Below are 24,350 nucleotides of genomic sequence, written 5' to 3' on the forward strand. Positions count from 1 at the left end.
GCGTTCGGGCGGGTCTATACATGCCTGGATTGGTTGCACTGAAGCACAACAAAGCAATCATCGCCATGAAGGACCGCTTGAAGGCCAACGGCAAGGCCCCCAAGCAAATCATCTGTGCAGCGATGCGCAAACTCCTACATTTTGTCTACGCCGTTCTTAAATCGGGCCAGCCATTCGACCCGAAAATTGCCCTTGCCCGATGAGGGGCAAGACGGTATCTACAGGAGGTTACATCTCCAGATTGACCCACCCCGGCTTCGCCACCTCCGGCGCCACCGCTTTCACGGTTTTGCCAGTAGCCAACTCAACCCGCCGCGCCACCTCCGGATCATCGGCAAACGGCGTAAGGCTCGCATCATCCAGGCTCTCGGCAGTCTCATGCCGCAAGCAGTACTCCACCGCCAGCCACAAAAACACCACGCCCAACCCATTCAATAAGATATCGAACATCACGGGCTCCCTGCCTCAGGCGATCTGCGCTTCACTGCGCGCCAGCGCTACGTCGGCAACCCGCACCGTGCGCCACACGTTGTAGGCCATCAACAGCATGCCGCTGAGGAAGAACACCCCGCCGGCAAAGCGCACGATGAACCCCGGATGGCTGGCTTGCAGCGCTTCGACGAACGAATACGTCAGCGTGCCGTCCTCGTTGATCGCCCGCCACATCAGGCCTTGCGTGATACCGTTGACCCACATCGACGCGATGTAAAGCACGGTGCCGATGGTCGCCAGCCAGAAGTGCAGGTTGATCAGCGGCGTGCTGTACATCTGCTCGCGGCCGAAGACTTTCGGCACCATGTGATAGGTCGCGCCAAATGTGATCATCGCCACCCAGCCCAGCGCCCCGGCGTGTACGTGGCCAATGGTCCAATCGGTGTAGTGGGAGAGGGCGTTGACGGTCTTGATCGCCATCATCGGTCCTTCGAAGGTCGACATGCCGTAGAACGCCAGCGACAGGACCAGGAAGCGCAAGATCGGATCGGTACGCAACTTATGCCAGGCGCCCGAGAGCGTCATCATGCCGTTGATCATGCCGCCCCAGCTCGGCGCCAGCAGGATCAGCGACATCGCCATGCCGAGTGACTGCGCCCAGTCCGGCAACGCGGTGTAGTGCAAATGGTGCGGGCCGGCCCAGATGTACAGGGTGATCAGCGCCCAGAAATGCACGATCGACAGGCGATACGAGTACACCGGCCGGTTGACCTGTTTCGGCACGAAGTAATACATCATCCCGAGGAACCCGGTGGTCAGGAAGAACCCCACCGCATTATGCCCGTACCACCACTGCACCATGGCGTCGGTGGCCCCGGAATACACCGGATAGGACTTGAACCAGTCCACCGGAATCGACAGGTGATTGACCACGTGCAGCATGGCGATCACCAGAATGAACGCACCAAAAAACCAGTTGCCGACGTAAATGTGTTTGGTTTTGCGCTGCACCACGGTGGTGAAGAACACAATGGCGTACGCGACCCAGACCACGGCCATCCACACCGCGCCGGAGAATTCGATCTCGGCATATTCCTTGGTGGTGGTGTAACCCAGCGGCAGGGTGATCAGCATGACCACGATCACCGATTGCCAGCCCCAGAAAGTGAACGCGGCGAGTTTGTCCGAGTACAGCCGCACCTGGCAGGTGCGTTGCACGGCGTAGTAACTGGCAGCGAATTGCGCGCTGCCGGCGAAACCGAAAATCACCAGACTGGTGTGCAGTGGTCGCAAGCGGCCGAAGGTTGTCCATGGCAGGTCCAGATTCATCTCTGGCCAAACCAGTTGCGAGGCGATCCATACCCCCATCGCCATCCCGACGACACCCCAGAAAACCGTCGCGATAACGAATTGGCGGACGACCTTGTAGTTATAGGCCTGTCCGATTGTTGCTGTGCTCATGGTCAGTTCATCCACGGTTGCAAAGTCTTGCCAGGCCACCCGGTCTGGCATGGGTTGCACTGTAGGAATATCGCCAGAAACAAAACAGGCTCAGGAAAATTTCATTTATACGGATCAGATGGAAGTGCTGCCTGCGGCGTTCTGCCGCGCCCTGATATGGTTTTTATACGTTCAGGTGAATCTGTAACGAACTGCGCCGTTCGGCCATAGTCAGGGAAAATCCACAGTTTGATCTGTGATCAATCCTGATGAGGTGGCAGCAGCATGTATCAATACGACGATTACGACCGCGCTCTGGTGTTCGAGCGCGTTGCGCAATTCCGCGATCAGGTCGAGCGCTTCATGGCGGGCGAGTTGAGTGAAGAGGAGTTCCTGCCGCTGCGTCTGCAAAACGGTCTGTACATGCAAAAGCACGCCTACATGCTGCGTGTGGCCATTCCCTACGGCACGCTCAGTGCCGAGCAAATGCGTACGCTGGCGAGCATCGCCAGCGATTACGACCGTGGTTACGGTCACTTCACCACGCGGCAGAACATGCAGTTCAACTGGATCGAACTGGCCCAGGTGCCGGATATCCTTGACCGCCTGGCGCAGGTCAACATGCATGCGATCCAGACCTCCGGTAATTGCGTGCGCAACATCACCACCGAAGCGTTCGCCGGGGTCGCAGCGGACGAGATGATCGACCCGCGTCCGTTGGCGGAGATCCTGCGGCAATGGTCGACGATCAACCCGGAATTCCTGTTCCTGCCGCGCAAATTCAAGATCGCCATCTGCTCGGCGAAGCAGGATCGCGCAGCAATCATGATGCATGACATCGGCCTCTACCTTTATCCAGGTCATAGCGGGCAAATGCTGTTGCGGGTGATTGTCGGCGGCGGTTTGGGGCGCACCCCCATCCTGGGTCTGCAGATCCGCGAAGGCTTGCCGTGGCAGCATTTGTTGTCCTACGTCGAGGCGGTGCTGCGCGTGTACAACCGCCATGGCCGGCGCGACAACAAGTACAAGGCGCGGATCAAGATTCTGGTCAAGGCGCTGGGGATCGAGGCGTTCGCCAAAGAGGTCGAAGAGGAATGGCAGCACCTCAAGGACGGCCCGGCGCAACTGACCGATGCCGAGTATGAGCGGGTCGCCAGTGCGTTCGTGCCGCCGATCTATCACACGTTGCCCGACACCGATCTGGACTTCGGCACCCGCCTGGCCGAGAGCCCGGCCTTCGCCCGTTGGGTTGCGCGCAATGTACAACCGCACAAGAAACCGGGGTACACCAGCGTTGTGCTGTCGACCAAACAGGGCCTGGCCGCACCGCCGGGCGATGTCACGGGGGGGCAGATGCTGGCGGTGGCCGATTGGTCGGAGCGTTTCGGTTTTGGCGAAATCCGCATTGCCCACGAGCAGAACATCGTCCTGCCGGATGTGCCGAAAGCCGATCTGTATGCGCTGTGGCAATTGGCGTGTGAGCGAGGTCTTGGCAGTGCCAACATCGGCCTGCTGACCGACATCATTGCCTGCCCCGGTGGCGATTTCTGCGCACTGGCCAACGCCAAGTCGATCCCGATTGCCCAGGCGATTCAGGCGCGTTTCGACAATCTCGATTACCTGCATGATCTTGGTGATATCAGCTTGAATATCTCCGGCTGCATGAACGCTTGCGGCCACCACCACATCGGCAATATCGGCATCCTTGGCGTCGACAAGAACGGCAGCGAGTGGTACCAGATCACCCTCGGTGGCGCGCAAGGCAAGCACAGCGCGCTGGGCAAGGTCATCGGCCCGTCATTCAGCGCCGCCGAAGTGCCGCAGGTGATCGAGCGGATCATTGGCACCTTCGTGCGCTACCGCGAGAGTGAGGAATTGTTTGTCGACACGCTGGCGCGAATCGGCCTGGAGCCGTTCAAGGAGCGCGTGTATCCGAAAGCGCTGGAGGTCTCGGCATGAACAATCTGCTGCGGCTGGAGCAGGGGGTGGCGCGCATTGAAAGGGCTGATCCGTGGATGCTGGTTCGCGAGCCGTCGACGCCAAGGCCTGCAGGGTTGTTGATTCTGCCGCTGGCCCATTGGCTGCAATCGCCGTCGACCCACGCGGTGTGGCTTGGGCCGGACGATGAGGTCGAAAGCCTGGTGCCGTGGCTAGCGTCGCTGCCGCTGATCGCGCTGGACTTCCCCAGCTTTCTCGACGGGCGCGCCTACAGTCAGGCGTATCTGCTGCGTAGCCGTTTCGGCTGGGCAGGGGAGTTGCGCGCGATTGGCGATGTGTTGCGTGATCAACTCAGCCATATGCGCCAATGCGGGTTCGACAGTTTTGCCGTGCGTGAGGACAAGTCGGCGGAGGATGCGCTGAAGGGACTGGCCGGGATGAGCGTGTTGTATGGGCGCTCGGTGATCGAACCACGCCCGTTGTTCCGTCGGCGCTGACGATCTTTTGATCTTGCTTTTACCACCGGGGAAACCCTTAGAACCTTGGCCAATCGGGCATTTTTCCTTGGGTCGATGCTGGCCTTTTGGTAGAGTCGCGCTCGCCAGCGGGTTTTCGGCTGGCCGATGGAACCGAAGAAGGGAGTCTGATCAGTGAGTCCGGGCAAGAAAATCCTGGGCCTCACCGCGTTGCTTTTGATGCTGACGCTGTGGGCCAGTTACTTTTATGTATTCAAGGAAAACCGCGACGGCCAGCTCGGCGGTGTCGGCGAAAGCACGGCGTGGTGCGGTACTCCGCCGTCCACCGAAGCGGCGTTGCTGGGCAAGGACCAACTGACCTTGCGCATGACCAATAACCTGCGCGGCGAGTTCATGCTCAGCGGTTCTCTGGTGGTCTCCGAACGCACCTTCAACCGTTATGACCTGAGCCGCAACGAACTGCGCCTGCGTCTGGAGCCGTTGCAGTGGTCCTACGGCGCTACGCCGATCTTCCTTGAACAGGTCAAGGTTCAACCACTGAGCCGCAACCTCTCGGCCACCAACAAAAGCGCCTACGCCGAACTTGAACCGCGCCCGATCGGCGTTCAGGGCCAGGTCACCGAGTTTCCCTTCGATACTTACCGCTACGGCTACAAACCGGTGCTCTATTACCTCAAGGGCAGCGAGCGCATCGACCTGCGCTTCAAGAACATCACCACGTTGATGGAGATGTCCAACACCTTCACGCCGATCCAGAAGTACAACCGCGTCGACTATATCAACGAGAAAAACTCGATGATTCGCGACGATGACTACAAGGCCTACGGCCCGCACGAATGCGCATTCAGTGTCGAACGCAAGGGCTCGTTCAAAGTTGTGGTGCTGTCGCTGCTGCTGGTGCTGTGCCTGCCGCTGTTGCTGGTGTTCTACCGCAATGAGCCGGGAATCGACTTCCTCGCCACGCTGGTGGGTGTTGCCGTGGTGCGGGTGCTGCTGATCGGGCCGGTGCAGGACTTCCAGCTGTACAACATCGACTTCCTGTTTGGAGCGGCGATTTTGCTGGTGGGCACGGTGTCGCTGATCAAGGCGATGCGGATCAACAGTCGGCGGGAGATGGCGCTGAGAAGTGGCGAAACTTCCTCCTGGTAAAACACTACCCCCTGTAGGAGCTGCCGAAGGCTCGGGCCGCAATCGGAGTCATTGCGGCCCAAAGGGGCTATTTCAGCGCCGGATCCCCCATATTCATCTTCTTCCACCCCTGCAACAGCACCTGCGCCTTGGGCTCCTGCCCACTGTCGAGATACCACTGAATCAGCGACAACCGCGCATTGCGGTTCGCCGGTTGTACCTTGAGCAGGCCTTCCAGCACCGCACACGCCTCATCAACCTTGCCACTTTCATGCAACGCCACCGCCAGCACATAACCGTACTGAGCGTTCTGCGGCTCCAGTTGCGCGGCTTTTTTCAGCGGTGACATGGCCTCGGCCGCCTTGCCCGCGCGGATCAGCGCCAGACCTTGGGTGTGCTGCAACAGCGCCGCGTCCGGATGCTGCTTGAGGCTGTCATCCAGCAGGGTCTGCGCCTCCTGGCCACGACCATTGGCTTCCAGCCATTGCACCAGCGTGACCAGCGCCGGGTAGAAGTCCGGATCGCGTTTGAGTGCCGAACGCAACAGACCTTCGACGTCCGAACCACGGCCACTGGCCTGATACAACATCGCCAGATTCAGATTGGCCTCGGCACGCTCCAGCAGACTCTTCTGCACCGCTTCGTACTCGGCAATCGCCGCATCCCAATTGGCTTGCGCCGCACCGAGCCCGTTATTGCGCGCAACACTCAACAGATCCCGCGCGGCAACGATGCGCACGGCTTTCACCGGATCGCCCAGCAACGGCGCCAACAACGGCGCGCGCTCCGGCGGCGGCAGGAATGCACTGATCGCCCGCACGGCACTTTCGCGCACCTGAGGCGCCGGGTTCTTCAGATCTTGCGTGGCCAGCTTCAAGGCCTGTTCGCTCGGATACAGCGGCAACTGCGCGAGCAAGGTCGCGCGTTGGATCGCTGGCAGGTTGCTGCGCTGCAACTGCTCGTACAGCGCATCAGCAGCCCCCGGCTGGCCATTGCGGATCAGCCACAGGCTTTCGTCATAACGCGGTGCCTGCGGTGTAGAGGACGCACTCCACAACTTGAACTGCGCGGTGACCTTGTCGCCAGCCTTGCCCCGATGACAGTTCAGGCAGGCATCCGGTGTGCCGAGTTTCTGCGCACGCTCAGGGTTGGGAATGCTGAAGCTGTGGTCATGGCGCAAGTCGTTGCCCATGTAGAATTTGCCGGGCATGTGACAATCCACGCATTGCGAACCGGGCTGACCCGGTGTGTGGCGAGTGTGTTCGAAGGAATCGTAGTTCTTCGCTTGCAGGCCCTTGCCATCAACGCCCTCGACCGACGTCTTGCCGGCAGTGTTGTGGCATTGCAGGCACACCGCATTGCCCGGCGCCTTCAGTTCGGTGCTGTGCGGGTTGTGGCAATTGCTGCAACGCACGCCCTTGTCAAACATTTTGCTTTGCAGGAACGAGCCGTGTTCGAAGACCTCATCCTTGATCTTGCCGTCCAGCGCATACAGTTCACGGGTGAGGGTGCTCGGCAAGTAATCGTCCATCAAACGCTTGCCGACGGTATAGCCATCGCCCAAAGGCGCACGACGCGCGTGGCAGCGGGCGCAGGTTTCGATCTCGACGGTGGCGTTCTTGTCCTTGAGATCGACATCGAAACCCTGATGGATCAGATCAGTTTTTTTCTGCGTCCATTCCAAGTGATTTGATGCCGGCCCGTGACACGCCTGGCAACCGACGCCGAGGCTGTTCCACTGACTGTTGAAGGTATTGCTAGACGCATCGAAATTGCGCTTGAACCCGGTGGTGTGACACTCGACGCACATGAAGTTGGCGTTCTGGCTCGGCTTGCTCCAGTGCAACGGATTCTTGAAGTTGACGCCCTGGCCGGGGTAGAGGTGAAACCAGCGGTTTTTCTCTGTATCCCAGGCCACGCCGAGCGCCTGCAAGCGACCTTCGCCGACCTCGATCAGGTATTGCTGCAACGGCGCGATGCCAAAGGTGTAGGCGACTTTGAAATCGGCATTCTTGCCATCGATACCGGGCGTATTAACCCAGAACTCGTCGCCCTTGCGCGCGAAGCGTGTGGTCTCGTTTTCGGCTTTGAAGGTGACGTTGTTGAAGTCGCCGAGCATCGTTTCAGCGTTCGCCGGTTGCATCGCCAATTGGTGATGCGAGCCTTGCCAGTCCTTGACCTGTTCTGTGTGGCAGCCTTGGCATTGTTGCTCATCGACCATCGTTGCCGCTTTGCTCGCCAGAGCGTGTTGCGGTTTGGCGGGCGCCGCGACAGGCGCGCTGATCGGCGCCGGCTTCAGCGGTGCCGATGCAGGCTTGAACAGAAACCAGCCGATGCCCGCTACGACGGCGAGCAGCACGGCGATGGTGATTGGGAACAGGTACTTTGAAATGGAAGGTTGCGTCGAATCAGGGTCAGGTTGTGCTGTTTTATTTTTATGCTTGGGCATTGCGACTTCCGTAGTCCAGGTGCATTTGCCGTCTGGCGTGCGTTCAAGCTCGGTGCAGCTTTGCCGGATGCTCGGCGTCTGTCAAATGACGCTTGTGATCCGCCGCGCAGCCCTGCGTGAATATTGTGCTTTGCCATCGCAATTACTGCGGTTTTAGCTATACCTGTAATTCCCCCGGGCAAAGTTTTTGGCCTTCTGACAGGAGTTACAGCATGAAGCTAGCAGTGATGATGGGCACGCTGTGCATTGCCACCGTCGCAATGGTGGGTTGTTCCAGCAAAACCGTCGACCCGAAAGAGTACTCAGGCTTTCTCAAAGACTACAGCCAGCTCAAGGAGGCCAAATCCCCGTCCGGTGCCGAAGTGATGCGCTGGATCGATCCAAAGGTCGACATCAAGAAATTCAACAGTGTGTACATCGAGCCGACTCAGCTTTACCCGAAACCGCAACCGAGCGCGAAGATCTCGCAACAAACCCTCAATGGCATCACCTCCTACTACGATCAGGCGCTCAAACGTGAGATCGGTAAAGACTTGCCGCTTGCCACCGGCCCGGGCCCAGGCGTGATTGTGGTGCGTGCGGCGATCACCGCCGTCAGCAGCTCGACCGAAGGCCTGCACGCGTATGAAGTGATTCCGATCGCCCTGGTCGCCGCTGCGGTCAGCACCGCCAGCGGTATCCGCGATCAGGAAACCACTCTGGCTACCGAAGCGGTGTTCCTCGATGGCGCCAGCAACAAAGTGATCGCGCAAGTAGTACGCAAAGGCACCGGCAAGCCGTTGGAAAATGACTCGCAGGCGATGTCGGCCAATGACGTCAAACCTGTGATCGATGGCTGGGCATCGGACCTGCGTCAGTCGTATCTCAAGTTGAAGTCCGGGTCCAAATAATTCAGCGCGGTTGATGGCCCCATCGCGGGCAAGCCCGCTCCCACAGGGTTCGGCGTTGTGAATACGATTGTTGACTCACATCGATCCCTGTGGGAGCGGGCTTGCCCGCGATGGCATTTGCTCAGGCGCTACATCATTGTCCGATAAACCAACGGAAATACGGATTCCCTCCATCCCAACGCATCACCTTGCGCATATCCCGCCCCCACGCGTCCCGATCTCCTTCATAGGCATGTAGACTCGCCCGATAGAACTGCATCAAGCGCTGGCGATGGGTTTCCATGCGCTCATTGAACCCGGCATCGGCATTCACCAGCGGCGGCGGCTGATACAGGTCCAGCAGCGCCGGCAACACCCGGGTGATCTCCTTGCTGCGCACCCACGGTGCATATTCGATCCGAGGCTGATCGTCGGTCACCGCAGGCGCATCGGCGGCAAAGCGTTCAAGCCCGGCGCGATCGGTCACCCAGGTCGCGAGCAGGGCGGCGGCTGAACCGATGCCGACATCCTGCAAGGTGCTGCGCACGCTGTCCTGCTGGAATCTCTCGGTGATTTTCGCCGCGTCCAGGGGCATCGGTTGCAGCGAGCCCACCAGCAACATCTCGTGGAATTCGCTGGTCCACAGGGAGGCGTAAGGGAACACATCAAGGAAACTGCGCACCAGTGAGCGCGAGTCGTCGATGTTCTGCGTCGGCAATGGCAGCCACTGCGCGACGATGCCCTGTTTCTCCAGGCGACTCGCCGCCAATTGATAGAAATCCCGCGAATACAGATTGACCACGCCGGCCGCAGAGGGCGGTGGCGGTTCGAGAGTGATCAGGTCATAGGTTTGCGCGCTGCGCAGCAATTCCTGGCGTCCGTCACGCAGACGCACATCGACGCCGGGATCGCTGGCGGCGTTGAAGTTGCCCTTGAACAGCGGCGCGGCTTTGACCACCGCCGGCAACAGTTCGGCGACCACCCGGTGTTCCAGCCCCGGATAGCGCAGCAGGGCGCCAGCGGTGATGCCGGTGCCGAAGCCGATGACCAGCGTCGAGCGCGGTTCGCTGCTATGGATCAGCAGCGGCAACAGCGCCTGAATGCGCATATAACGCAGGGAGGGCATCGCATCGCCGGTGTTCGACACGCCTTGAATGTACAAACGGTGGAAGGTGTTCTCGCCACGCCCTTGCGCCACCACCGCCACAGTGCCACCGCGACCTTCTTCGTAGAATGCGAGCGTGCCGTTGCGTGCGCCGGGCAACAGGTTGGCGAGTTTGTTGACCGGGGTGGACACCGCCAAAACAACTGACAACAGCCCAAGGGCAACCACGGCCTGGCGCCGGCCTTTCTTCACATGATGGCCCTTGCGCACCGCAAAGTAGCCGATGCCGGCGGCGATGATCGCCAGCAGCCCCAAAGTGCGCACCAGCCCCAGCAACGGAATCAGCAGGAAGCCGCAGAGCATCACCCCGACAATCCCGCCCAAGGTATTGAACGCCACCACGGCGCCGACATCACGGCCGACGCGCGCCTGACCGACACTCAGACGCAGCGCCAGTGGAAACGCGGCACCGAGCAACAGCGTCGGCACAAACACGATGCTCAATGCTGCCACTGCAAAGCGTGCACTCATGCCGGCCAACTCACTGGCGCCCAGGCTCAACAGCCACATTTCCACCTGACTTTGCGCGATCACCAGCCAGCGCCCGAGCACGGCGATTTCCAGCAAGGCGACCAGCCCTGCGCCGGCTATCAGCAAACCGAACACGCCCCACGGATCACGGATGCGTTCGACCCGGCGAGCGAGCAGGGCGCTGCCCAGAAACAGCCCGGTCAGATAGGTCGCCAGCACCACGGCAAACGCGTAGGTGCGAGTGCTCATGAACTGCACGATCGATTGCGACCAGACCACTTCATAGCCCAGTGCCACGCCACCGGCGATGGAATACAGCCACAGCGCCGAACGGTCCGCAGCTTTTTCCGCGTGACGTTTGACGATGGTGGTGACCGGGGCATGATGTTGCCGGGCAAACCACAGCGCGCCGACGGCGGCCAGCAGATTGAGCATCGCGGCAAACAAGGCACTGCCACGTACACCGAGACTGGCGATCAACACGAACGCGGCGAGCAGGGTGCCGACAATCGCGCCCAAGGTGTTCGCCGCATACAACTGACCGCCGGCCTTGCCCGGATCGGCGGCGAGCGAACGCACCAGCACCGGCAGGGTGCCGCCCATTAACACCGCCGGCAGGCCGACCAATGCGAACGGCAATATCCACGCGAGCAGGCCGACATGCTCTTGCAGCCAGGCAAACGGACTGGCCGCCAGGCTCATGGCCACGGTCGCGCTGACGCCGAGAATCGCCACCAGCACTTCCAGCCCGGCATACAGCAGAACCGGTTGTTGCAAGCGATCAGCCCAGCGCCCGAACAGCCAGCCACCGAGGGCCAGTCCTGCGAAAAACGCACTGATACCGGTGGTGATCGCATAGACCTCGACCCCGACCACCAGCGACAGTTGCTTGATCCACAGCACTTGATAGACCAGCGCCGCCGCGCCGGAGATGCACAGCAGCAGGGCGGGGATGAGCAGTGCTTGGGAGGTGGTGTGCGAAGCGGGTATGGCCGATGGCTTGCTGGCGATACGTGAGGACATGCGGAGACCTTAATTCAAGAGTAACCGTGACTGTGCGGGCCCCTTCGCGAGCAGGCTCGCTCCCACAGGGGATGCGTGGCGTACACAATTCCATTGTGGGAGCGAGCCTGCTCGCGAAGGGGGCCGACACGGTCCCAAGTCAAAAAACAGGGCCGCCCGCCGGTGGGGGCGGGCGGCAGTCTTGCGGTGTTACTGGGCAGCCGGAGCCGCTTTCATTTTTTCTTCAATCTTCGCGTCCACTGCAGCACGGATCTGGTCGATGCTGAAGCTCGCCGGTTTTTGGCTGGGCGGGAATTCGATGAAGGTCTGCAGAAAACGCGCAGCCTTGGTCGTTGCCACCGCGACGAGGTAAACGTTCTTGGTCGACCAGTCGTAGTATTGATCCGAGACCACGTCGGCGCGCTCATACGGGTCCATTCTCAAGTTGAATATTTTAGGTACACGCAACGGCGTGAACGGGTTGCTCCATACGGCGAAGCCACCCGGTGCACGCTGCTCGGCGAATACGGCTTTCCAGTTGCCAAAGCGCATCGAAACCAGCATGCCGTCGTCGTTGAAGTAGTAGAACTCCTTGCGCTCACCATTGGGTTTTTGACCGGTCAGGTAAGGCAACTGGTTGTAACCGTCCAGATGCACTTTGAAAGAGTTGCCACCGCTGGTCGGCGCCCAGCCCTTGAGCAGCTTGTTTGCTACATCGGTGTCGCCTGCGGCGGCCAACAGGGTCGGGAACCAGTCCAGGCCCGAGAACATCTCGTTGGAGACTTCACCGGCCTTGATCTTGCCGGGCCAGCGGACCATCGCCGGAACCCGGTACGCGCCTTCCCAGTTGGAATTTTTCTCGTTGCGGAATGGCGTGGTCGCCGCGTCCGGCCAGGAGAACTGGTTAGGGCCGTTGTCGGTGGTGTAGACCACAATGGTGTTGTCGGTGATTTTCAGGTCGTCGAGGGTTTTCAGCAGTTTGCCGACGTCGCCGTCATGCTCAAGCATGCCGTCTGCATACTCGTTGCCGGGCATGCCGCTCTGGCCTTTCATCGAGTCACGCACGTGGGTGAACAGGTGCATGCGGGTCGTGTTCATCCAGACAAAAAACGGCTTGTCAGCCTTGGCTTGTTTCTCGATGAACGCCTGCGCCGCCGCCGTGGTTTCGTCGTCGATGGTTTCCATGCGCTTGGTGGTCAGCGCGCCGGTGTCTTCGATCTTGCCGTCGGCAAAACTGTGAATGACGCCACGTGGCGAGTTGGCCTTGACGAAGTCCGGATCATCCTTGGGCCAATAGGGGCGCTCAGGTTCCTCTTCGGCGTTGAGGTGATAGAGGTTGCCGAAGAACTCATCGAAACCGTGGTTGGTCGGCAGGTATTCGTCCTTGTCCCCAAGGTGGTTTTTGCCAAACTGCCCGGTGGCGTAACCCTGCGATTTGAGCGCCTGGGCGATGGTGATATCGCGCTTTTGCAAGCCGACAGTCGCGCCCGGTGCGCCGACTTTCGACAGGCCGGTACGCAGCGGCGTCTGACCGGTGATGAACGAGGATCGGCCTGCGGTGCAGCTGTTCTCCGCGTAGTAGTCGGTGAACATCATGCCTTCTTTGGCGATGCGGTCGATGTTCGGGGTCTTGTAGCCCACCACCCCCATCGAATAAGCGCTGATGTTGGTCTGGCCGATGTCATCGCCGAAGATTACGAGAATATTGGGTTTTTCAGCCGCCGTGGCCGTAGCCGACAGCGCCAGGACCGAGGTCGCCACGAAGGCGAGTTTCGGTAGCCATTTGCGTATGCGAGTCATCTGACTTGCTCCTTTTCGCGGGGGGTCGTTTATTGCGACTAACGTTTATTGCAGTCCTGCAGCACGCTTTCTTATTGCACTTGCCCGGTGACCGTTGGCTCGAACGGGTAGATCCGACGCCACTCCGACGCCATGTCGACCACGGTCCAGCCACGGGAATTGGCTTCGTCCAAGGCCTTGTCGAGCCGGCCGATATCGGATTTTCGGTCGTACGCCCATTCGCGTTTGGCGTCGGTGTGATGCACCAGACCCATAAAGCGTTTGCCGGGACCAGCGGCTGTCCATTGCAGCATCTGCAGGTCGCCGTCGGAGTTGCCGAAGGCGAGGATCGGCCGTTTGCCGATCACCGCGTCGATGCTTTCCGGTTTGCCAGGGCCGTCGTCGTTATGCGCCAGTTTCGCTGTGCGCACGATCGAGGCCTTGCCCTCCTTGTATTGGAATGAAGTGATGAACGTGGTGCCGATTACCTGTTCCGGCGGTATGCCGTAGACCTTCTCGGCGAAGGCGCGCATGAACCCGGTGTCGCCGCCGGAGACGATGTAGGTCTTGAAGTCCTGTTTGCGCAGGTAGTCGAGCATCTCCAGCATCGGCTGGAAGATCATCTCGGTGTACGGCTTGCCCGTTTTTGGATGGCGCGCCTGACTGAGCCAGGTCTTGGCGTAATCATCGAAGGCTTCGGTGGTCATGCCGGTGTGGGTGGCGCCGAAAATCTTCAGCAAGCCGTCCATGCCCGCCGCAGCGAGGGCTTTGTGGTCGCTCTCCAGAACCGCTTTGAACGGCTGGGTGGTTTTCCATTCCGGATGCTGCGCGGCGGTGCGCTTGACCTCATCGAAGGCGAACAGCAATTCGAAATACGCCGGTTGTTCACTCCACAACGTACCGTCGTTGTCGAACACGGCGATGCGGTCGCCCGGTTTGACGAAGTCCTTGCTGGTCTGGTCGGTCACCGTTTGGACGAATTCGATAATGCTGCGCTTCGCCGGGCCGTCATTCCAAGACGGCAGCGGCTCGTTAGCCTGGGCGAGCAGCGGCAGGGCAAGGCCAAACAACAAAGCCAGTGAGAAACGTTGGCGGTGCAGGAGCGCAGTCGTCATGGGAAATCCTTCTCGTGAACGGGGTTGAGCGGACGCAGGGCCGGTGCCGGTTTTGCTTGCTGCTGTTCGGCCTGACTGTGAAGCGTAGACAATGATTCGCGCAGTTGAACGAGTGTTTGTTCGGTGCTCGGCTGACGCCCGTAAAGCCCGCGCAACAGGCCTTGCAGGCGCGGGCCGGCATCGACCAGTTTCAGACCCAGCCGACTACGGCGCAGCCACAGGTACAGCGCGCTCAATTGAGGAGGGCGGGCTTGCAGTTGTGCATCGATTTGTTGCCAGGCGAAGGCGGGCGATTGCTGCCACGCCCGTTGTTGCGCCTGCCGGCGCGCTTGCCGGTTTTTTCTGGCGCGGATGAGTGCAGGACGCAACAGATAAGCGGCGCCGACGACTGCCGCGAACAAGCTCAGCCACCAAAGCCGATGCGTGGAAAAATGCAGGCGATTCTGGCCCAGTTGCTTGAGGTCTTCGCTGATCGAGAAGACCGGTTTGTAGGCGCTGCTGGTCATTGCCTCAAACGTCACCGCCGGCACCTGCGCAGTGCGCGATTGGCGAGTACTGGCGTCCCACCACTTCACGTCAATGGCCGGCAAGGTGTGCGAACCGGCCTTGTCGATGCGGTAGGTGACGCTGTCGATGCGCTGACCGCCGAGGATGTCGCCGCGACCGTCGTCCAGAGAGGTGACTTGCGGGGTTTTGGTATAGCGGCTTAGCCCGGGAACATCACCGAGCGTTGGAATCGGCAGGGCCATCGCCAGTGCGCCGTCCGCTTGCAGGGTCAGTTGGCGGGTGAGGCTGTCACCGACTTTCAACGGGCTCGCCGAATGGGTGATGCTCTGAGTGAACCGCAAACCGCTGGCAATCAACGGCGTTTCCCCCGGTTTGAAACCCGGCGGCTGGGCGGCGCTGAATTGCACCGGTTGGCTTTGCGCACTGATTTCGCGGGTGGCCTGCCCGGGCGTGGCGAGCACGGTCAGCGCCGGGATGTCGAACCTGCGTGCGACGTTCGGGGTGATCAGGTAGCTGTAACGCAAACCGCTGAAGGACTGGCCGTCGATGGTTTGATTGAGGTGCTGGGCCTGACCGTCGGGCGGCAAGACCAGGGCGCCGTCGAGTTTCAGGTCGGGCAGGGTGGCAGCGCTGGTGAACCAGGTGTCGGTGAGGACGTCGATTTGCAGTTCGATCAGGCCGCCGACCATGGCGCCCTCGGCGGGTTGCAGGTGGGCCTGGACTTGGAGTTGGGGTTCGGTGGCGAAAGCATTGAGGCTGAGCAGACTGAACAGCAGTAAGGTGCCGGCAGTTGTGGCGATTGAATGGGCCTCTTCGCGAGCAGGCTCGCTCCCACATGGGTGCTGTGTACGGCGCAGATCCTCTGTGGGAGCGAGCCTGCTCGCGAAGGCCACGACTCGGTTCATGGCCTGGCTCCCTGCTGATCCTGCAAGCTGAACTTCTGCTTGAGAAACGTCGCCGGCGAGGTGGTCAGGTTCTGCAACCACAAGGCATCGGACGCGGCCTGCTCAGTCTCCATGGCTTTGCTCTGGCCCTTGCCCGGTGCCTTGTCGAATTTCACCTCGTCGGGCTTGGTCTGCGGGGCGTTTTTCTCGGCGCTTTCGGTGTCCTTGAGCAAGGCCTGCGCCAGCGCCAGATTGGCCGTGGCCTCGGGGAACTGCGGTTGCAGTTTCAAGGCCTGGGTATAGGCGGCAATGGCTTCATCGAACTTGAAGCGACGCACGTAAATATTGCCCAGATAGAAATAGGCCTGCGGCGTGTCCAGCCGCGCAAACGTCGCCAGCGCCAGGTCGTAATCAGCCGCGTGATACGCCGCGATACCTTTCCAGTACGGGTCGACAAACAGCGCGGCAGCCTGCGGCAGGTGATGGTGTTCGAAGGCCCAGCGGCCCTGCTGATCGCGGGTGAAAAAGGCGTCGGTCAGGGCGTTGGCCTGCGCGGGTGCCGCAGGCCAACCCAAGCCAATCGCCAGTGCAAGCGCAGGCATCCAGTTGACGCTCCAACTCTTGCGCACACTGAACAGCGCCAACAGCAACAGCGGCCAGCACAGCCAGTAGCCGGTGTCTTTCCAGTGCAGTTCGCGCTGCTCGGCGCTGGCACTCTGGAAATGCTGCTGCGCGTGCAGTTCGATCCAGTCCAGATCGTCCTCATTGAGCGTCAGGCTGCCCAAGGGCGCATCGAGTGCAGAGGCCAGTTGCTTGAGCGCCGCCTGATCGAAACTGCCCAGTGCCGGGCGCCCGTCGGCATCCGTGCGCGGCTGGCGGTTGGCATCGTGGATGACTCCGCCATCCTCACTGCCAACCGCCAATACCAGCACTTGCAACGGACTGTCGCCCACCCGCTTGTCGAGGCCGTCGAGTTGTGTGGTGTCGGCGCCGTCGGTGATCAGCAGCAAACTGCCGGGTGTTTTTTCGGCGCTGAGCAAACGTTTCGCCTGATCGATCACCGCGCCGAGGTCTTTGCCCGGTTTGTCGATCAACCCGCTGCCCAAGGCTTGAATGAAGGTGTCGAGCAGCGCCGCATCGTCGGTCGGCGGCAACACCAGATGCGCGCTCCCGGCGTAGGCGATCAGCGCAGTACGGGCACCGGCGCGGCGCTTGATCAGGTTGTGCAGTGTGTGTTTCGTTGCTTCCAGTCGGCTCGGCTGCACATCGCTGGCATCCATCGACGGCGACAGGTCTACAGCGACAATCAACGGCGCACGATTCTCGAAAAAATCCGGTCGATCCTGTTCCCAGGTCGGCCCGGCGGCGGCGAGTGCACCGAGGATCAACAGCGCGCATAGCAGATGCACCGGGCGCAGGCGTTGATGGTCTTGCGGGGTGACCAGCAAATGCGGCAACAGGTGTTCGGCGATATTGCCGCGCAGGCGTCGTTGCAGGTCGCGACCGCGACGCCAAAGCAGCGGCAGCACGGCGCCGAACAGGGCGAGAAACAGCCATAGCGGACGCAGGAAATGGAAGTCGCTGAGATTGATCTCCATCTCAGGCCTCCTGTCGCTGACGAGCGAATGCCAGACGGACCCGCAGCAGCGCGCCGAGGTGATACAGGGCCAGCAGGGCCATCGCCGCACCCAGCGGCCAGTAAAACAACTCGCGTTGCGGTTGATGGCTGAGGGTGTTCACCTGGTGCGGGGTGAGGCGATCAAGAGTGCTGTAGACCTGATCCAGCGCAGTGCGGTCTTCGGCGCGGAAGAACTGGCCAGCGGTGGTTTTGGCGATCTGCTCCAGCGCCGACAGGTTGACCTTGGCTTCGCCGGACGCGCTCGGGTCGCCGATACCGATGGTGTGAATGATCACACCTTTTTTGGCGGCCATTTCTGCGGCGTGATCCGGAGTGATTGCGCTGCTGGTGTCGTTGCCATCGGTGAGCAGGATAAGGACTTTTTCCTGCTCGTGGGCCTGATCCAGCAGCTTCAAGCTCAAGCCGATGGCATCGCCGATGGCCGTGTTGGGCCCGGCCATGCCGATGCCGGTGTCGGCCAGCAATAGCGAGAGACTGGCGTGATCGAGGGTCAGCGGTGCCTGCGGATAGGCGCCGCTGCCGAACACGATCAGGCCGAGGCGGTCATCCTTGCGCTTGTCGATAAAGCCTTGAACCACCTCTTTGACGGCGGCGAGGCGATTGATTTTTGCGCCACTGGCGTTGGTGAAATCTTCGGTTTCCATCGATTGCGAGAGGTCGATGGCGAGCATCAGGTCGCGCACCGGTTGTTGTCGTTCGATGGGCTTTTCAACGAACACCGGGCGAGCGGTGGCCAGCAGAATTAATGCCCAGACGAGTACGTTCAACAGCAATTGCCAATGATTGCGTCGGCTGCCGACGATGCCCGGCGCCTCACCGACGGCCCGGCTCATCGCAGCGAAAAACGGCACGCGCACGGCGCTGCGGGCCTCGTTGTAGGCGGGCAGATAACGGTAAGCCAGCCAAGGTAATGGCAACAGGAGCAATAGCCACGGGTAATCAAGCTGCCACATGGTGATGCTCCATCCAGTATTGGCAGGTATCGAACAGGGCCTGACGTTGCGGCGCGGGGAGGGCACGCAGGGTGGCGTCGGGGGCGTAGGCGAGTTGCGCGAGTTGTTTGCTGAAATCGGCCGGTAGCAGTTTCTTACAGTGTTGCTGCAAAAAGACTTGCCAGTCCTCCCGCCCAAGCGTCGCGATCCCCTGTGGGAGCGAGCCTGCTCGCGAAGGCGGTGGCCCAGACACCATAGATGTTGAATGTGCCGGCCTCTTCGCGAGCAGGCTCGCTCCCACATTGATCGGGTTCCAGTTTGGGGATTGTGTGGGCATCGAGAGCGCCACGCGCTTGAGCAGTTCCGGCAGTTCGCGCAAGGCATTCAAGTCATCACTGCGGCTGCGCAATTGCGCCAGACGCGCCAGGCCCTCGCGGCGATAAGCATCCCTTCGCCATTGCCAATAACGGCGGATACCAATCAACAAAGCAGCCAAAACCAGAACGGCGAGCAACACCCACCAACCCCACGTCTGCGGCGCATAACTGACCGGCTCGGGCAGGCCCAGCTCTTTGAGCTGTTCAATACTCGGGATATTCGGGTTCATCGCCGTGCCCCGGCACTTTTACCCAGCTCGGCACGCAGTTGCGCATGGGCCTCTTCGGCGGTGCTGAACATCATCAGCGGCACCTGACTGCGGCGCAGCAGGGTCGCAACGTCCTGCAGCCGACCGCTGAGAAAGTCCCCCAGCGGTTGGTGCACGTTGCGTTTTTCCACCGCCAGTTCCACTTGCAACTCGCCTTGGGTGACCAGCAGCCGACCATTGCTCGGCAGCTTCATCGCCAGCGGGTCGTAGACCTGCAGCGCAATCACATCGTTGTGCGCCGACAATTGCCGCATCAGTTGCAGGGTTCGTTCGCCAGCCCCGGCAAAGTCGCTGACGATGCAGATCAAATGGTCGTGACCGGCCAGGGCAAGGCAGCGTTGCAAGACCTTTTCCAGTTGGTCCTCGTCTTCAGCGTCAGGGTTGGCCGCGTTCAGCGCCTGATTCTGTTCGGCGATACGGCTGAGCAATGCCTCCACGCGCTTACGGCTGCGCAGCGGCGCAATGCTGTCGATGCGCTGATCGTTGAACACCAGCCCGCCAACCCGGTCGCCGGCGTTGAACACCATCCACGCCGCCAGTGCCGCAAGTTCGGCGCCGAGGGCGGATTTGAAGCTGCGTTGCGAGCCGAAGAACATCGACATGCGCTGGTCGACGACGATCAATGCCGGGCGGTCGCGCTCTTCGGTGAAGGTGCGTACCACCGGTTTGCCAGTGCGCAGCGACGCGCGCCAGTCGAGATGACGCAAGTCGTCGCCCGGCTGATAGCGGCGCAATTCATCGAAATTCAGACCACGGCCACGCAGGCGCGAGGCATGGTTGCCGGCGAGGATGCTGCCCCGAGGCTGTCGCGCCAGAAAACTCAGATCACGGGCCTTGAACTCCAGCGCCATCAATTGCGCGAGAGAGACGTAGACCAGGTCTTCGTCGTTCACGCCGGAATCGCCACTTTATCGAGAATCCGGTCGAGTACCTCATCGGCACTGACGCCATCGGCTACCGCGTCGTAGCTCAATTGCAGACGATGGCGCAGCACCGGGTGCACCACCGCCCGCACGTTGTCCGGCGAAACAAAGTCCTGACCTTGCAACCAGGCATCGGCGCGCGCGCAACGGTCCAGGCCAATACCGCCACGCGGGCTGGCGCCGATGGCAATCCAGCGCGCGAGATCTTCGTCGTAATCGGCAGGGTGGCGAGTGGCGTTGATCAGGTCGATCAGATAGTTGTCGATGGCCGGCGATACGTGTACCGCGCTGACTTCCTTGCGTGCGGCGAAGATCACCTCCTGCGACAGGCTGAAGCCTTTGGCGGGTGTGGTGCTTGCGCCTATGGCGAATTCTTCGTTGCGCAGCAGGCGCAGCACCTGACTTTCGTTTTCGGCGCTCGGGTAGTCGAGCAGCACCTTCATCAGAAAACGGTCCATCTGCGCTTCCGGCAGCGGATAGGTACCTTCCTGTTCGATCGGGTTTTGCGTCGCCACCACGATGAACAGTTCCGGCAGCGCATGACTGTTACCGGCCACAGTGATCTGGCGTTCCTCCATGGCTTCGAGCAGTGCCGCTTGCACCTTGGCCGGCGCACGGTTGATCTCGTCGGCGAGGATCAGGTTGCCGAACAACGGGCCCGGCTGAAAGCGGATTTCGTTCTTGCCTTCGACCTGATGCAGCACCTCCGCTCCGGTGATGTCCGAGGGCAGCAGATCCGGGGTGAACTGGATGCGGCTCATCTGCGCGTCGAGGTGTTTGGCCAGCGCCTTGACCGTGCGCGTCTTGGCCAGCCCCGGCAGACTTTCCAGCAACAAGTGACCGTTGGCCAACAGGCCGAGAAGGATCTGGCGGATCACCTGATCCTGACCGAGTACGGCTTCGGCGATGCTGGCTTGCAGGGCATTGAGGTCGGTAAGCGCAGTCATGGGGGCAGTCCTTTGTGTCCGGTCTAGAAAAAGGCCAGGGTCAGATTGACGCTGAAGCCGTTGCCTTCAGGGCGGTTCTTGGTGTCGAACTCCGGCACCCAGCGCGCGCTGACATTGGCCTGCGCATCGGCGAATTTTCCGGCCCAGCCGATCACCGGACCGGCACCCACCGCGCGTCCGCGATAGCCGTGCAGGAAATCGGCAGTGTCGCCTTTGTCATCGGTGATCTGCTGGATGTAGCCGGCCGCCAGCCCCGCACTCCAGCCACTGCCAAATCCGTGGGTCCACAGCGCATCGAGGGTGAAAATGTTGCCGTTGCGATAGTCCGTGGCGTGGTTCTCGGTGTAGAACTCGAGCCCGCTGGAAAGGGTGAATTCGCCACCCTTGCCGTCGAGATGAGTGAAAGCCACGGTTGGCATGAACGTGTAATTGTTCTGTCCGGGGTTGGCCAGCCGGTCTTTGTTGTAGGCCCCGGTGGGCACATAAATCGGCAGAGAAAACGCGATGTGGTTGAGTTCGTCGAAGTGATAACCGGCGGCAATCGGCGTGATCAGCGGGTCGGCGAACTGCGTGCCGGAGTCACCGGTGCCGAGGGTTCGCCCGCGAGGGCCGGTAATGGCTGCATCGATGTCGGTGTACTGCAGCGGGATGCCGATGGCAGAGGCGAAATTCCATGGCCCTTTGCCGGTGTCCCACACATGCGTCAGGTTGGTCATGGTGTAGGACACCTTCAGGTCGAGCCCGGTGCTGACTTCACCGGAAATCGGTGCACCACGGCTGCCTTTCAGCGAGCCGTCGTACCAGATGCTGGTCACCGAGACCACCCAGCCCGGCTCCGGTGGGACGATCCCGGCGTTGGAAAACACCTGCTGGCCGGTGATCGGTCGGCCAACACCACCCTCTGCTGCGTAAAGCAGAGGACTGCCAATCATGCACAGCGCCAACAGCGGGCGCACAACGTTGGGCTTGACCATCAATCAATGACTCCGCTTATTGTTTTGAGTTGACTGGATTGAGCAGTGGCATCTTCCATTCACCACTGGCCACTTCCGGTTTTGGCAGATAAAGACGCACGATTGCGTAGAACGGCCCATTCGGGGCTGGCAGCCAGTTGGCCTGTTTGTCCTTGCCCGGGGTCTTGTGCTGCACATACAGGGTCAGGCCGCCGTCGGCATCCAGCGCAAGGTCCGGCAGCATCCGCGAATTGATCAGGTAGCGATCAAGCGGGTTGGCCACCAGCAGCTTGGTCTTGCCGTCATACATCGTCAGCGACCAGAACGCATCGGCCGGTGGCAGGGCGCCCTTGTCGAAATGCAGGGTGTAATCGTGTTTCGAGGCATCGGCGGGCTGGCCATCCTTGTCGACGAAATAGCCGATGTAATTCGCCTCTTCGGCGGAGTTGCCAAAGATGCCCATATTGGCGCCGGCGTAGCGGTACAGGTAATTGCCCTTGAGGTGATCGCGGGTGCCGAAGAAATCCCCACTGGTCACTTGATGGCTGTCGACCTTGTCCTTTTTGAACGCGGCAAATTCGGCTTTGGCATCGCTGATACCGTCTTCGAGCGCCTTGCGCTGCTCTGTGGAGAGTTTCTTCACGTCGAACGGCTGGCCGGCGCCGATGCCGATTTTGCCGAAGCGTGCGAGCAGTTCCTTCTCGACATCCTGTGGCGGCGTGAATGCCAACATGAAATTCAGGTAACGAAACAGCTCCGGGGTTTCGCTCATGCTCGGCGTCGGTTTTGGCCAACTGACCTTGGGTGCCGGGGCCGGGGCTTTTTGTTTGACGTAATGACTGAGGGTTTCGACTTTGTAGCCTTTCTGGATCTGCTTGACCTTGGTCAGGTCCTTTTCATCGAACAACTGCGTGCGGTACAGCGCGTAGGTGATGTTGCTTTCGCTGCGCACCAGGCGGTCGATGTTGACCGGTTGCTGACCTTGCCAGTCAGGCCCGGCGATCATGAAGTGCCCACCGTTGTTACCCGTGCTGCGTGTGCCCAGATAGGCGAAATTCTGCGTGTAGGCGTCGATCAGTTGTACCGAGTAATAACGGTGTTCTTCGATCGGCGGCAGGGTCAGGATCAGCGGTTCTGTGCGCAAGTCCATCCAGACGAAGGAGTAGGGCGTGTCGGCGTTGGGCGTGACAAACGCAGTGTCTTTGGCGGTGAACGCCTTCGCCGTGTTGCCGATCTGGTTCAGCGGGGCCTTGTAGTTGGGGCTTTTGCTGTCGATGGCCTGGGTGTAGAGGGTTTTGTACATCTCCACCACCGGGAAGCCGTACAGGTACGCGTCCTTGGCGATACTGCGCGCTTCCTGCAGGTCGGCAGGGAAATCCTGGGCGCCAACGCCGCAGCTGACAAACATCGTCATCAAGCTGAAACCGGCGGCTTTGAGGGTTGCGTGCATAGCGAATTCCTTACTTGCCAAACGTCACGTTGAGACCGGCATAGAGGGTGAACTGCGGGAGACCATCGCCCTTGCGCTCGACCGTCCACTGCGGCTCGACGAAGGCGTTGAGGATGTTGCTGCCGGACTTCCAGGCTTTGCCGACACCCAGGCCGATCGGGACATAGTGAGTGTCGTTTTTCAGGTCGAAAGTCCAGGTGCCGGTGGAGCGCAGGTACCAGCCTTTTTCCAGGTTATGGATGATGAACGGTTGCAGGGTTGCGCTTTCGACATGGGGGCGATCGTTGTCGCCGGCAAACGAGCTTTGGTACTGCACCAGCGCGCCGAGCAGGCCGCGCGGCGAAGCGTCGATGGCCACTGCCGCCAGACCTCCTTGCCATTTGCCGGTGCCGAGTTCGTCCTGTTCGGCGGTCGGCGCGGTGATCAACGGGCCTACGCCCAGTTGCACGCCTTCGGATTTAAGAATGAAAATATCGAACAGGTTCAGATCGCCGATGCCGGTGCTGTAACCGTTGTGCGGATCGGGGCGGGTGCTGATCGGCAGCGTTGCGCGGACCAGTTGCGGCACGCCGATGAAATCGTTGGGCGCAATCGGCAGGGTGCCGCGCAGCAACACGTCATTGGTGTGCGCGTTGCTGTCGTAAAGCTTAGGGGTGTAGTAATCCTGCAGATTGGCGCCCGGTGCGATGTTCAGCGGGTTGTTGCTTTTGTTCGAGTCCTCGGCGTTATCCGCTTGCGCGCAACACGCAGCCGCCAGCGAACTCGCCAGAAAAAGAGCCTTCCCCACTCGATTGAACATCATCCCCGATTCCCTGGTGGCTTATGGACAACTCGGCACTTGGCGGCCGTTACGGCGTAATCCCTTTCTTATCAAGCCTGTAGGACACGTCTGAATGACGCTAGCAGCTAATCGGGAGTTAGCCAGCCGAAGGGATTAATTCTTTGGTTTTGTGTACGGGTTCGCAGGTGATTGTGCACTAACCATTCCATTGCTTACGGTGTAGGAGCTGTCGAGTGAAACGAGGCTGCGATTTGATCTTGTTTTTTAACGGCAAAATCAAAAGATCGCAGCCTGCGGCAGCTCCTTGTATCTCGACTATCGCTCCATCAGGAGCGATAGTTCTCGACTGATCATCGAGGGAGGGATTTGGAAGCCGTGCAGCTCCTTAGGCTTTTTGCCTGTGATGTAGATCGTGCTCCAGCCC

Annotated in this window: 19 protein-coding genes and 1 pseudogene; 5 read left to right on the forward strand and 15 right to left on the reverse strand. The window is 60.5% G+C overall.

Annotation, left to right across the window (positions count from 1 at the left end):
• Positions 1–203: pseudogene (locus tag CKW18_RS27560) on the forward strand (IS110 family transposase); the annotation flags it as partial.
• A 25-nt stretch (positions 204–228) separates the two neighbouring features.
• Here the strand turns inward: CKW18_RS27560 and CKW18_RS27565 are convergent.
• Both CKW18_RS27565 and ccoN read right to left on the reverse strand, forming a co-directional pair.
• Positions 229–450: a CcoQ/FixQ family Cbb3-type cytochrome c oxidase assembly chaperone gene (locus tag CKW18_RS27565; RefSeq protein ID WP_095191670.1), complete on the reverse strand. Its 222-nt coding sequence runs from the start codon at positions 448–450 to the stop codon at positions 229–231.
• A 15-nt stretch (positions 451–465) separates the two neighbouring features.
• Complete coding sequence (gene ccoN / locus CKW18_RS27570) at positions 466–1,893, reverse strand: cytochrome-c oxidase, cbb3-type subunit I (RefSeq protein ID WP_095191687.1); 1,428 nt, start codon at positions 1,891–1,893, stop codon at positions 466–468.
• A gap of 264 nt (positions 1,894–2,157) precedes the next feature.
• On the opposite strand from ccoN, the gene CKW18_RS27580 reads away from it, so the two are divergent.
• The 3 genes from CKW18_RS27580 (at position 2,158) to CKW18_RS27590 (ending at position 5,435) form a co-directional block, all read left to right on the forward strand.
• On the forward strand, positions 2,158–3,831 hold the full coding sequence (locus CKW18_RS27580) for a nitrite/sulfite reductase (RefSeq protein ID WP_095191671.1): 1,674 nt from the start codon (positions 2,158–2,160) through the stop codon (positions 3,829–3,831).
• Positions 3,828–4,307 (forward strand): DUF934 domain-containing protein, encoded by a 480-nt coding sequence (locus CKW18_RS27585; RefSeq protein WP_095191672.1) that lies wholly within the window; start codon positions 3,828–3,830, stop codon positions 4,305–4,307. The genes CKW18_RS27580 and CKW18_RS27585 overlap by 4 nt, the downstream gene beginning before the upstream one ends.
• Before the next feature lie 153 nt (positions 4,308–4,460).
• Positions 4,461–5,435 carry a hypothetical protein gene (locus CKW18_RS27590; RefSeq protein WP_095191673.1) on the forward strand — a complete coding sequence of 325 codons (975 nt, stop codon included), beginning with the start codon at positions 4,461–4,463 and terminating at the stop codon, positions 5,433–5,435.
• Between the two features lie 67 nt (positions 5,436–5,502).
• On the opposite strand, the gene CKW18_RS27595 is transcribed toward CKW18_RS27590, so the two are convergent.
• Positions 5,503–7,863 carry a tetratricopeptide repeat protein gene (locus tag CKW18_RS27595; RefSeq protein WP_095191674.1) on the reverse strand — a complete coding sequence of 787 codons (2,361 nt, stop codon included), beginning with the start codon at positions 7,861–7,863 and terminating at the stop codon, positions 5,503–5,505.
• Between the two features lie 212 nt (positions 7,864–8,075).
• Between CKW18_RS27595 and CKW18_RS27600 the strand changes: the two genes are divergently transcribed.
• Positions 8,076–8,753 (forward strand): DUF3313 domain-containing protein, encoded by a 678-nt coding sequence (locus CKW18_RS27600; protein WP_095191675.1) that lies wholly within the window; start codon positions 8,076–8,078, stop codon positions 8,751–8,753.
• Between the two features lie 133 nt (positions 8,754–8,886).
• Here the strand turns inward: CKW18_RS27600 and CKW18_RS27605 are convergent, their stop codons facing one another.
• The 12 genes from CKW18_RS27605 to CKW18_RS27660 all read right to left on the reverse strand — a co-directional run bounded on the left by CKW18_RS27605 (position 8,887) and on the right by CKW18_RS27660 (position 23,944).
• A complete protein-coding gene (locus CKW18_RS27605; protein ID WP_095191676.1) occupies positions 8,887–11,391 on the reverse strand; it encodes a fused MFS/spermidine synthase in 2,505 nt (834 codons plus the stop codon).
• A 189-nt stretch (positions 11,392–11,580) separates the two neighbouring features.
• On the reverse strand, positions 11,581–13,170 hold the full coding sequence (locus CKW18_RS27610; protein ID WP_095191677.1) for an arylsulfatase: 1,590 nt from the start codon (positions 13,168–13,170) through the stop codon (positions 11,581–11,583).
• A 71-nt stretch (positions 13,171–13,241) separates the two neighbouring features.
• A complete protein-coding gene (locus tag CKW18_RS27615; RefSeq protein WP_095191678.1) occupies positions 13,242–14,264 on the reverse strand; it encodes an HAD family phosphatase in 1,023 nt (340 codons plus the stop codon).
• The gene (locus CKW18_RS27620; RefSeq protein WP_095191679.1) at positions 14,261–15,676 is read right to left on the reverse strand and encodes a BatD family protein; all 1,416 of its coding nucleotides are present in this window, start codon (positions 15,674–15,676) and stop codon (positions 14,261–14,263) included. Before CKW18_RS27620 ends, CKW18_RS27615 begins: the two co-directional genes overlap by 4 nt.
• Entirely contained in the window at positions 15,673–17,253 is a 1,581-nt protein-coding gene (locus CKW18_RS27625) for a VWA domain-containing protein (RefSeq protein WP_095191680.1), read from the reverse strand. The genes CKW18_RS27620 and CKW18_RS27625 overlap by 4 nt, the downstream gene beginning before the upstream one ends.
• Position 17,254: 1 nt before the next feature.
• Entirely contained in the window at positions 17,255–18,247 is a 993-nt protein-coding gene (locus CKW18_RS27630; protein WP_095191681.1) for a VWA domain-containing protein, read from the reverse strand.
• Positions 18,234–18,833: a DUF4381 domain-containing protein gene (locus tag CKW18_RS27635; RefSeq protein WP_095191682.1), complete on the reverse strand. Its 600-nt coding sequence runs from the start codon at positions 18,831–18,833 to the stop codon at positions 18,234–18,236. Before CKW18_RS27635 ends, CKW18_RS27630 begins: the two co-directional genes overlap by 14 nt.
• Complete coding sequence (locus CKW18_RS27640; RefSeq protein WP_095191683.1) at positions 18,830–19,765, reverse strand: DUF58 domain-containing protein; 936 nt, start codon at positions 19,763–19,765, stop codon at positions 18,830–18,832. The genes CKW18_RS27635 and CKW18_RS27640 overlap by 4 nt, the downstream gene beginning before the upstream one ends.
• A complete protein-coding gene (locus CKW18_RS27645) occupies positions 19,762–20,742 on the reverse strand; it encodes a MoxR family ATPase (protein WP_095191684.1) in 981 nt (326 codons plus the stop codon). The genes CKW18_RS27640 and CKW18_RS27645 overlap by 4 nt, the downstream gene beginning before the upstream one ends.
• 23 nt (positions 20,743–20,765) lie before the next feature.
• Positions 20,766–21,716, reverse strand: coding sequence for a transporter (locus CKW18_RS27650; protein ID WP_095191685.1), 951 nt, complete (start codon positions 21,714–21,716; stop codon positions 20,766–20,768).
• A 16-nt stretch (positions 21,717–21,732) separates the two neighbouring features.
• Positions 21,733–23,145, reverse strand: coding sequence for a DUF1254 domain-containing protein (locus tag CKW18_RS27655; protein WP_095191686.1), 1,413 nt, complete (start codon positions 23,143–23,145; stop codon positions 21,733–21,735).
• A 10-nt stretch (positions 23,146–23,155) separates the two neighbouring features.
• Complete coding sequence (locus CKW18_RS27660; protein WP_095191688.1) at positions 23,156–23,944, reverse strand: hypothetical protein; 789 nt, start codon at positions 23,942–23,944, stop codon at positions 23,156–23,158.
• Between the last annotated feature and the right edge of the window lie 406 nt (positions 23,945–24,350).

Source organism: Pseudomonas sp. Irchel 3E19, assembly GCF_900187585.1.
GTDB classification, from domain to species: domain Bacteria; phylum Pseudomonadota; class Gammaproteobacteria; order Pseudomonadales; family Pseudomonadaceae; genus Aquipseudomonas; species Aquipseudomonas baetica.

Coding starts and splice junctions, on each gene's coding strand:
- CKW18_RS27565 (WP_095191670.1), bottom strand. CDS start 450: ATGTTCGATATCTTATTGAATGGGTTGGGCGTGGTGTTTTTGTGGCTG.
- ccoN (WP_095191687.1), bottom strand. CDS start 1,893: ATGAGCACAGCAACAATCGGACAGGCCTATAACTACAAGGTCGTCCGC.
- CKW18_RS27580 (WP_095191671.1), top strand. CDS start 2,158: ATGTATCAATACGACGATTACGACCGCGCTCTGGTGTTCGAGCGCGTT.
- CKW18_RS27585 (WP_095191672.1), top strand. CDS start 3,828: ATGAACAATCTGCTGCGGCTGGAGCAGGGGGTGGCGCGCATTGAAAGG.
- CKW18_RS27595 (WP_095191674.1), bottom strand. CDS start 7,863: ATGCCCAAGCATAAAAATAAAACAGCACAACCTGACCCTGATTCGACG.
- CKW18_RS27600 (WP_095191675.1), top strand. CDS start 8,076: ATGAAGCTAGCAGTGATGATGGGCACGCTGTGCATTGCCACCGTCGCA.
- CKW18_RS27605 (WP_095191676.1), bottom strand. CDS start 11,391: ATGTCCTCACGTATCGCCAGCAAGCCATCGGCCATACCCGCTTCGCAC.
- CKW18_RS27610 (WP_095191677.1), bottom strand. CDS start 13,170: ATGACTCGCATACGCAAATGGCTACCGAAACTCGCCTTCGTGGCGACC.
- CKW18_RS27615 (WP_095191678.1), bottom strand. CDS start 14,264: ATGACGACTGCGCTCCTGCACCGCCAACGTTTCTCACTGGCTTTGTTG.
- CKW18_RS27620 (WP_095191679.1), bottom strand. CDS start 15,676: ATGAACCGAGTCGTGGCCTTCGCGAGCAGGCTCGCTCCCACAGAGGAT.
- CKW18_RS27625 (WP_095191680.1), bottom strand. CDS start 17,253: ATGGAGATCAATCTCAGCGACTTCCATTTCCTGCGTCCGCTATGGCTG.
- CKW18_RS27630 (WP_095191681.1), bottom strand. CDS start 18,247: ATGTGGCAGCTTGATTACCCGTGGCTATTGCTCCTGTTGCCATTACCT.
- CKW18_RS27635 (WP_095191682.1), bottom strand. CDS start 18,833: ATGAACCCGAATATCCCGAGTATTGAACAGCTCAAAGAGCTGGGCCTG.
- CKW18_RS27645 (WP_095191684.1), bottom strand. CDS start 20,742: ATGACTGCGCTTACCGACCTCAATGCCCTGCAAGCCAGCATCGCCGAA.
- CKW18_RS27650 (WP_095191685.1), bottom strand. CDS start 21,716: ATGGTCAAGCCCAACGTTGTGCGCCCGCTGTTGGCGCTGTGCATGATT.
- CKW18_RS27655 (WP_095191686.1), bottom strand. CDS start 23,145: ATGCACGCAACCCTCAAAGCCGCCGGTTTCAGCTTGATGACGATGTTT.
- CKW18_RS27660 (WP_095191688.1), bottom strand. CDS start 23,944: ATGTTCAATCGAGTGGGGAAGGCTCTTTTTCTGGCGAGTTCGCTGGCG.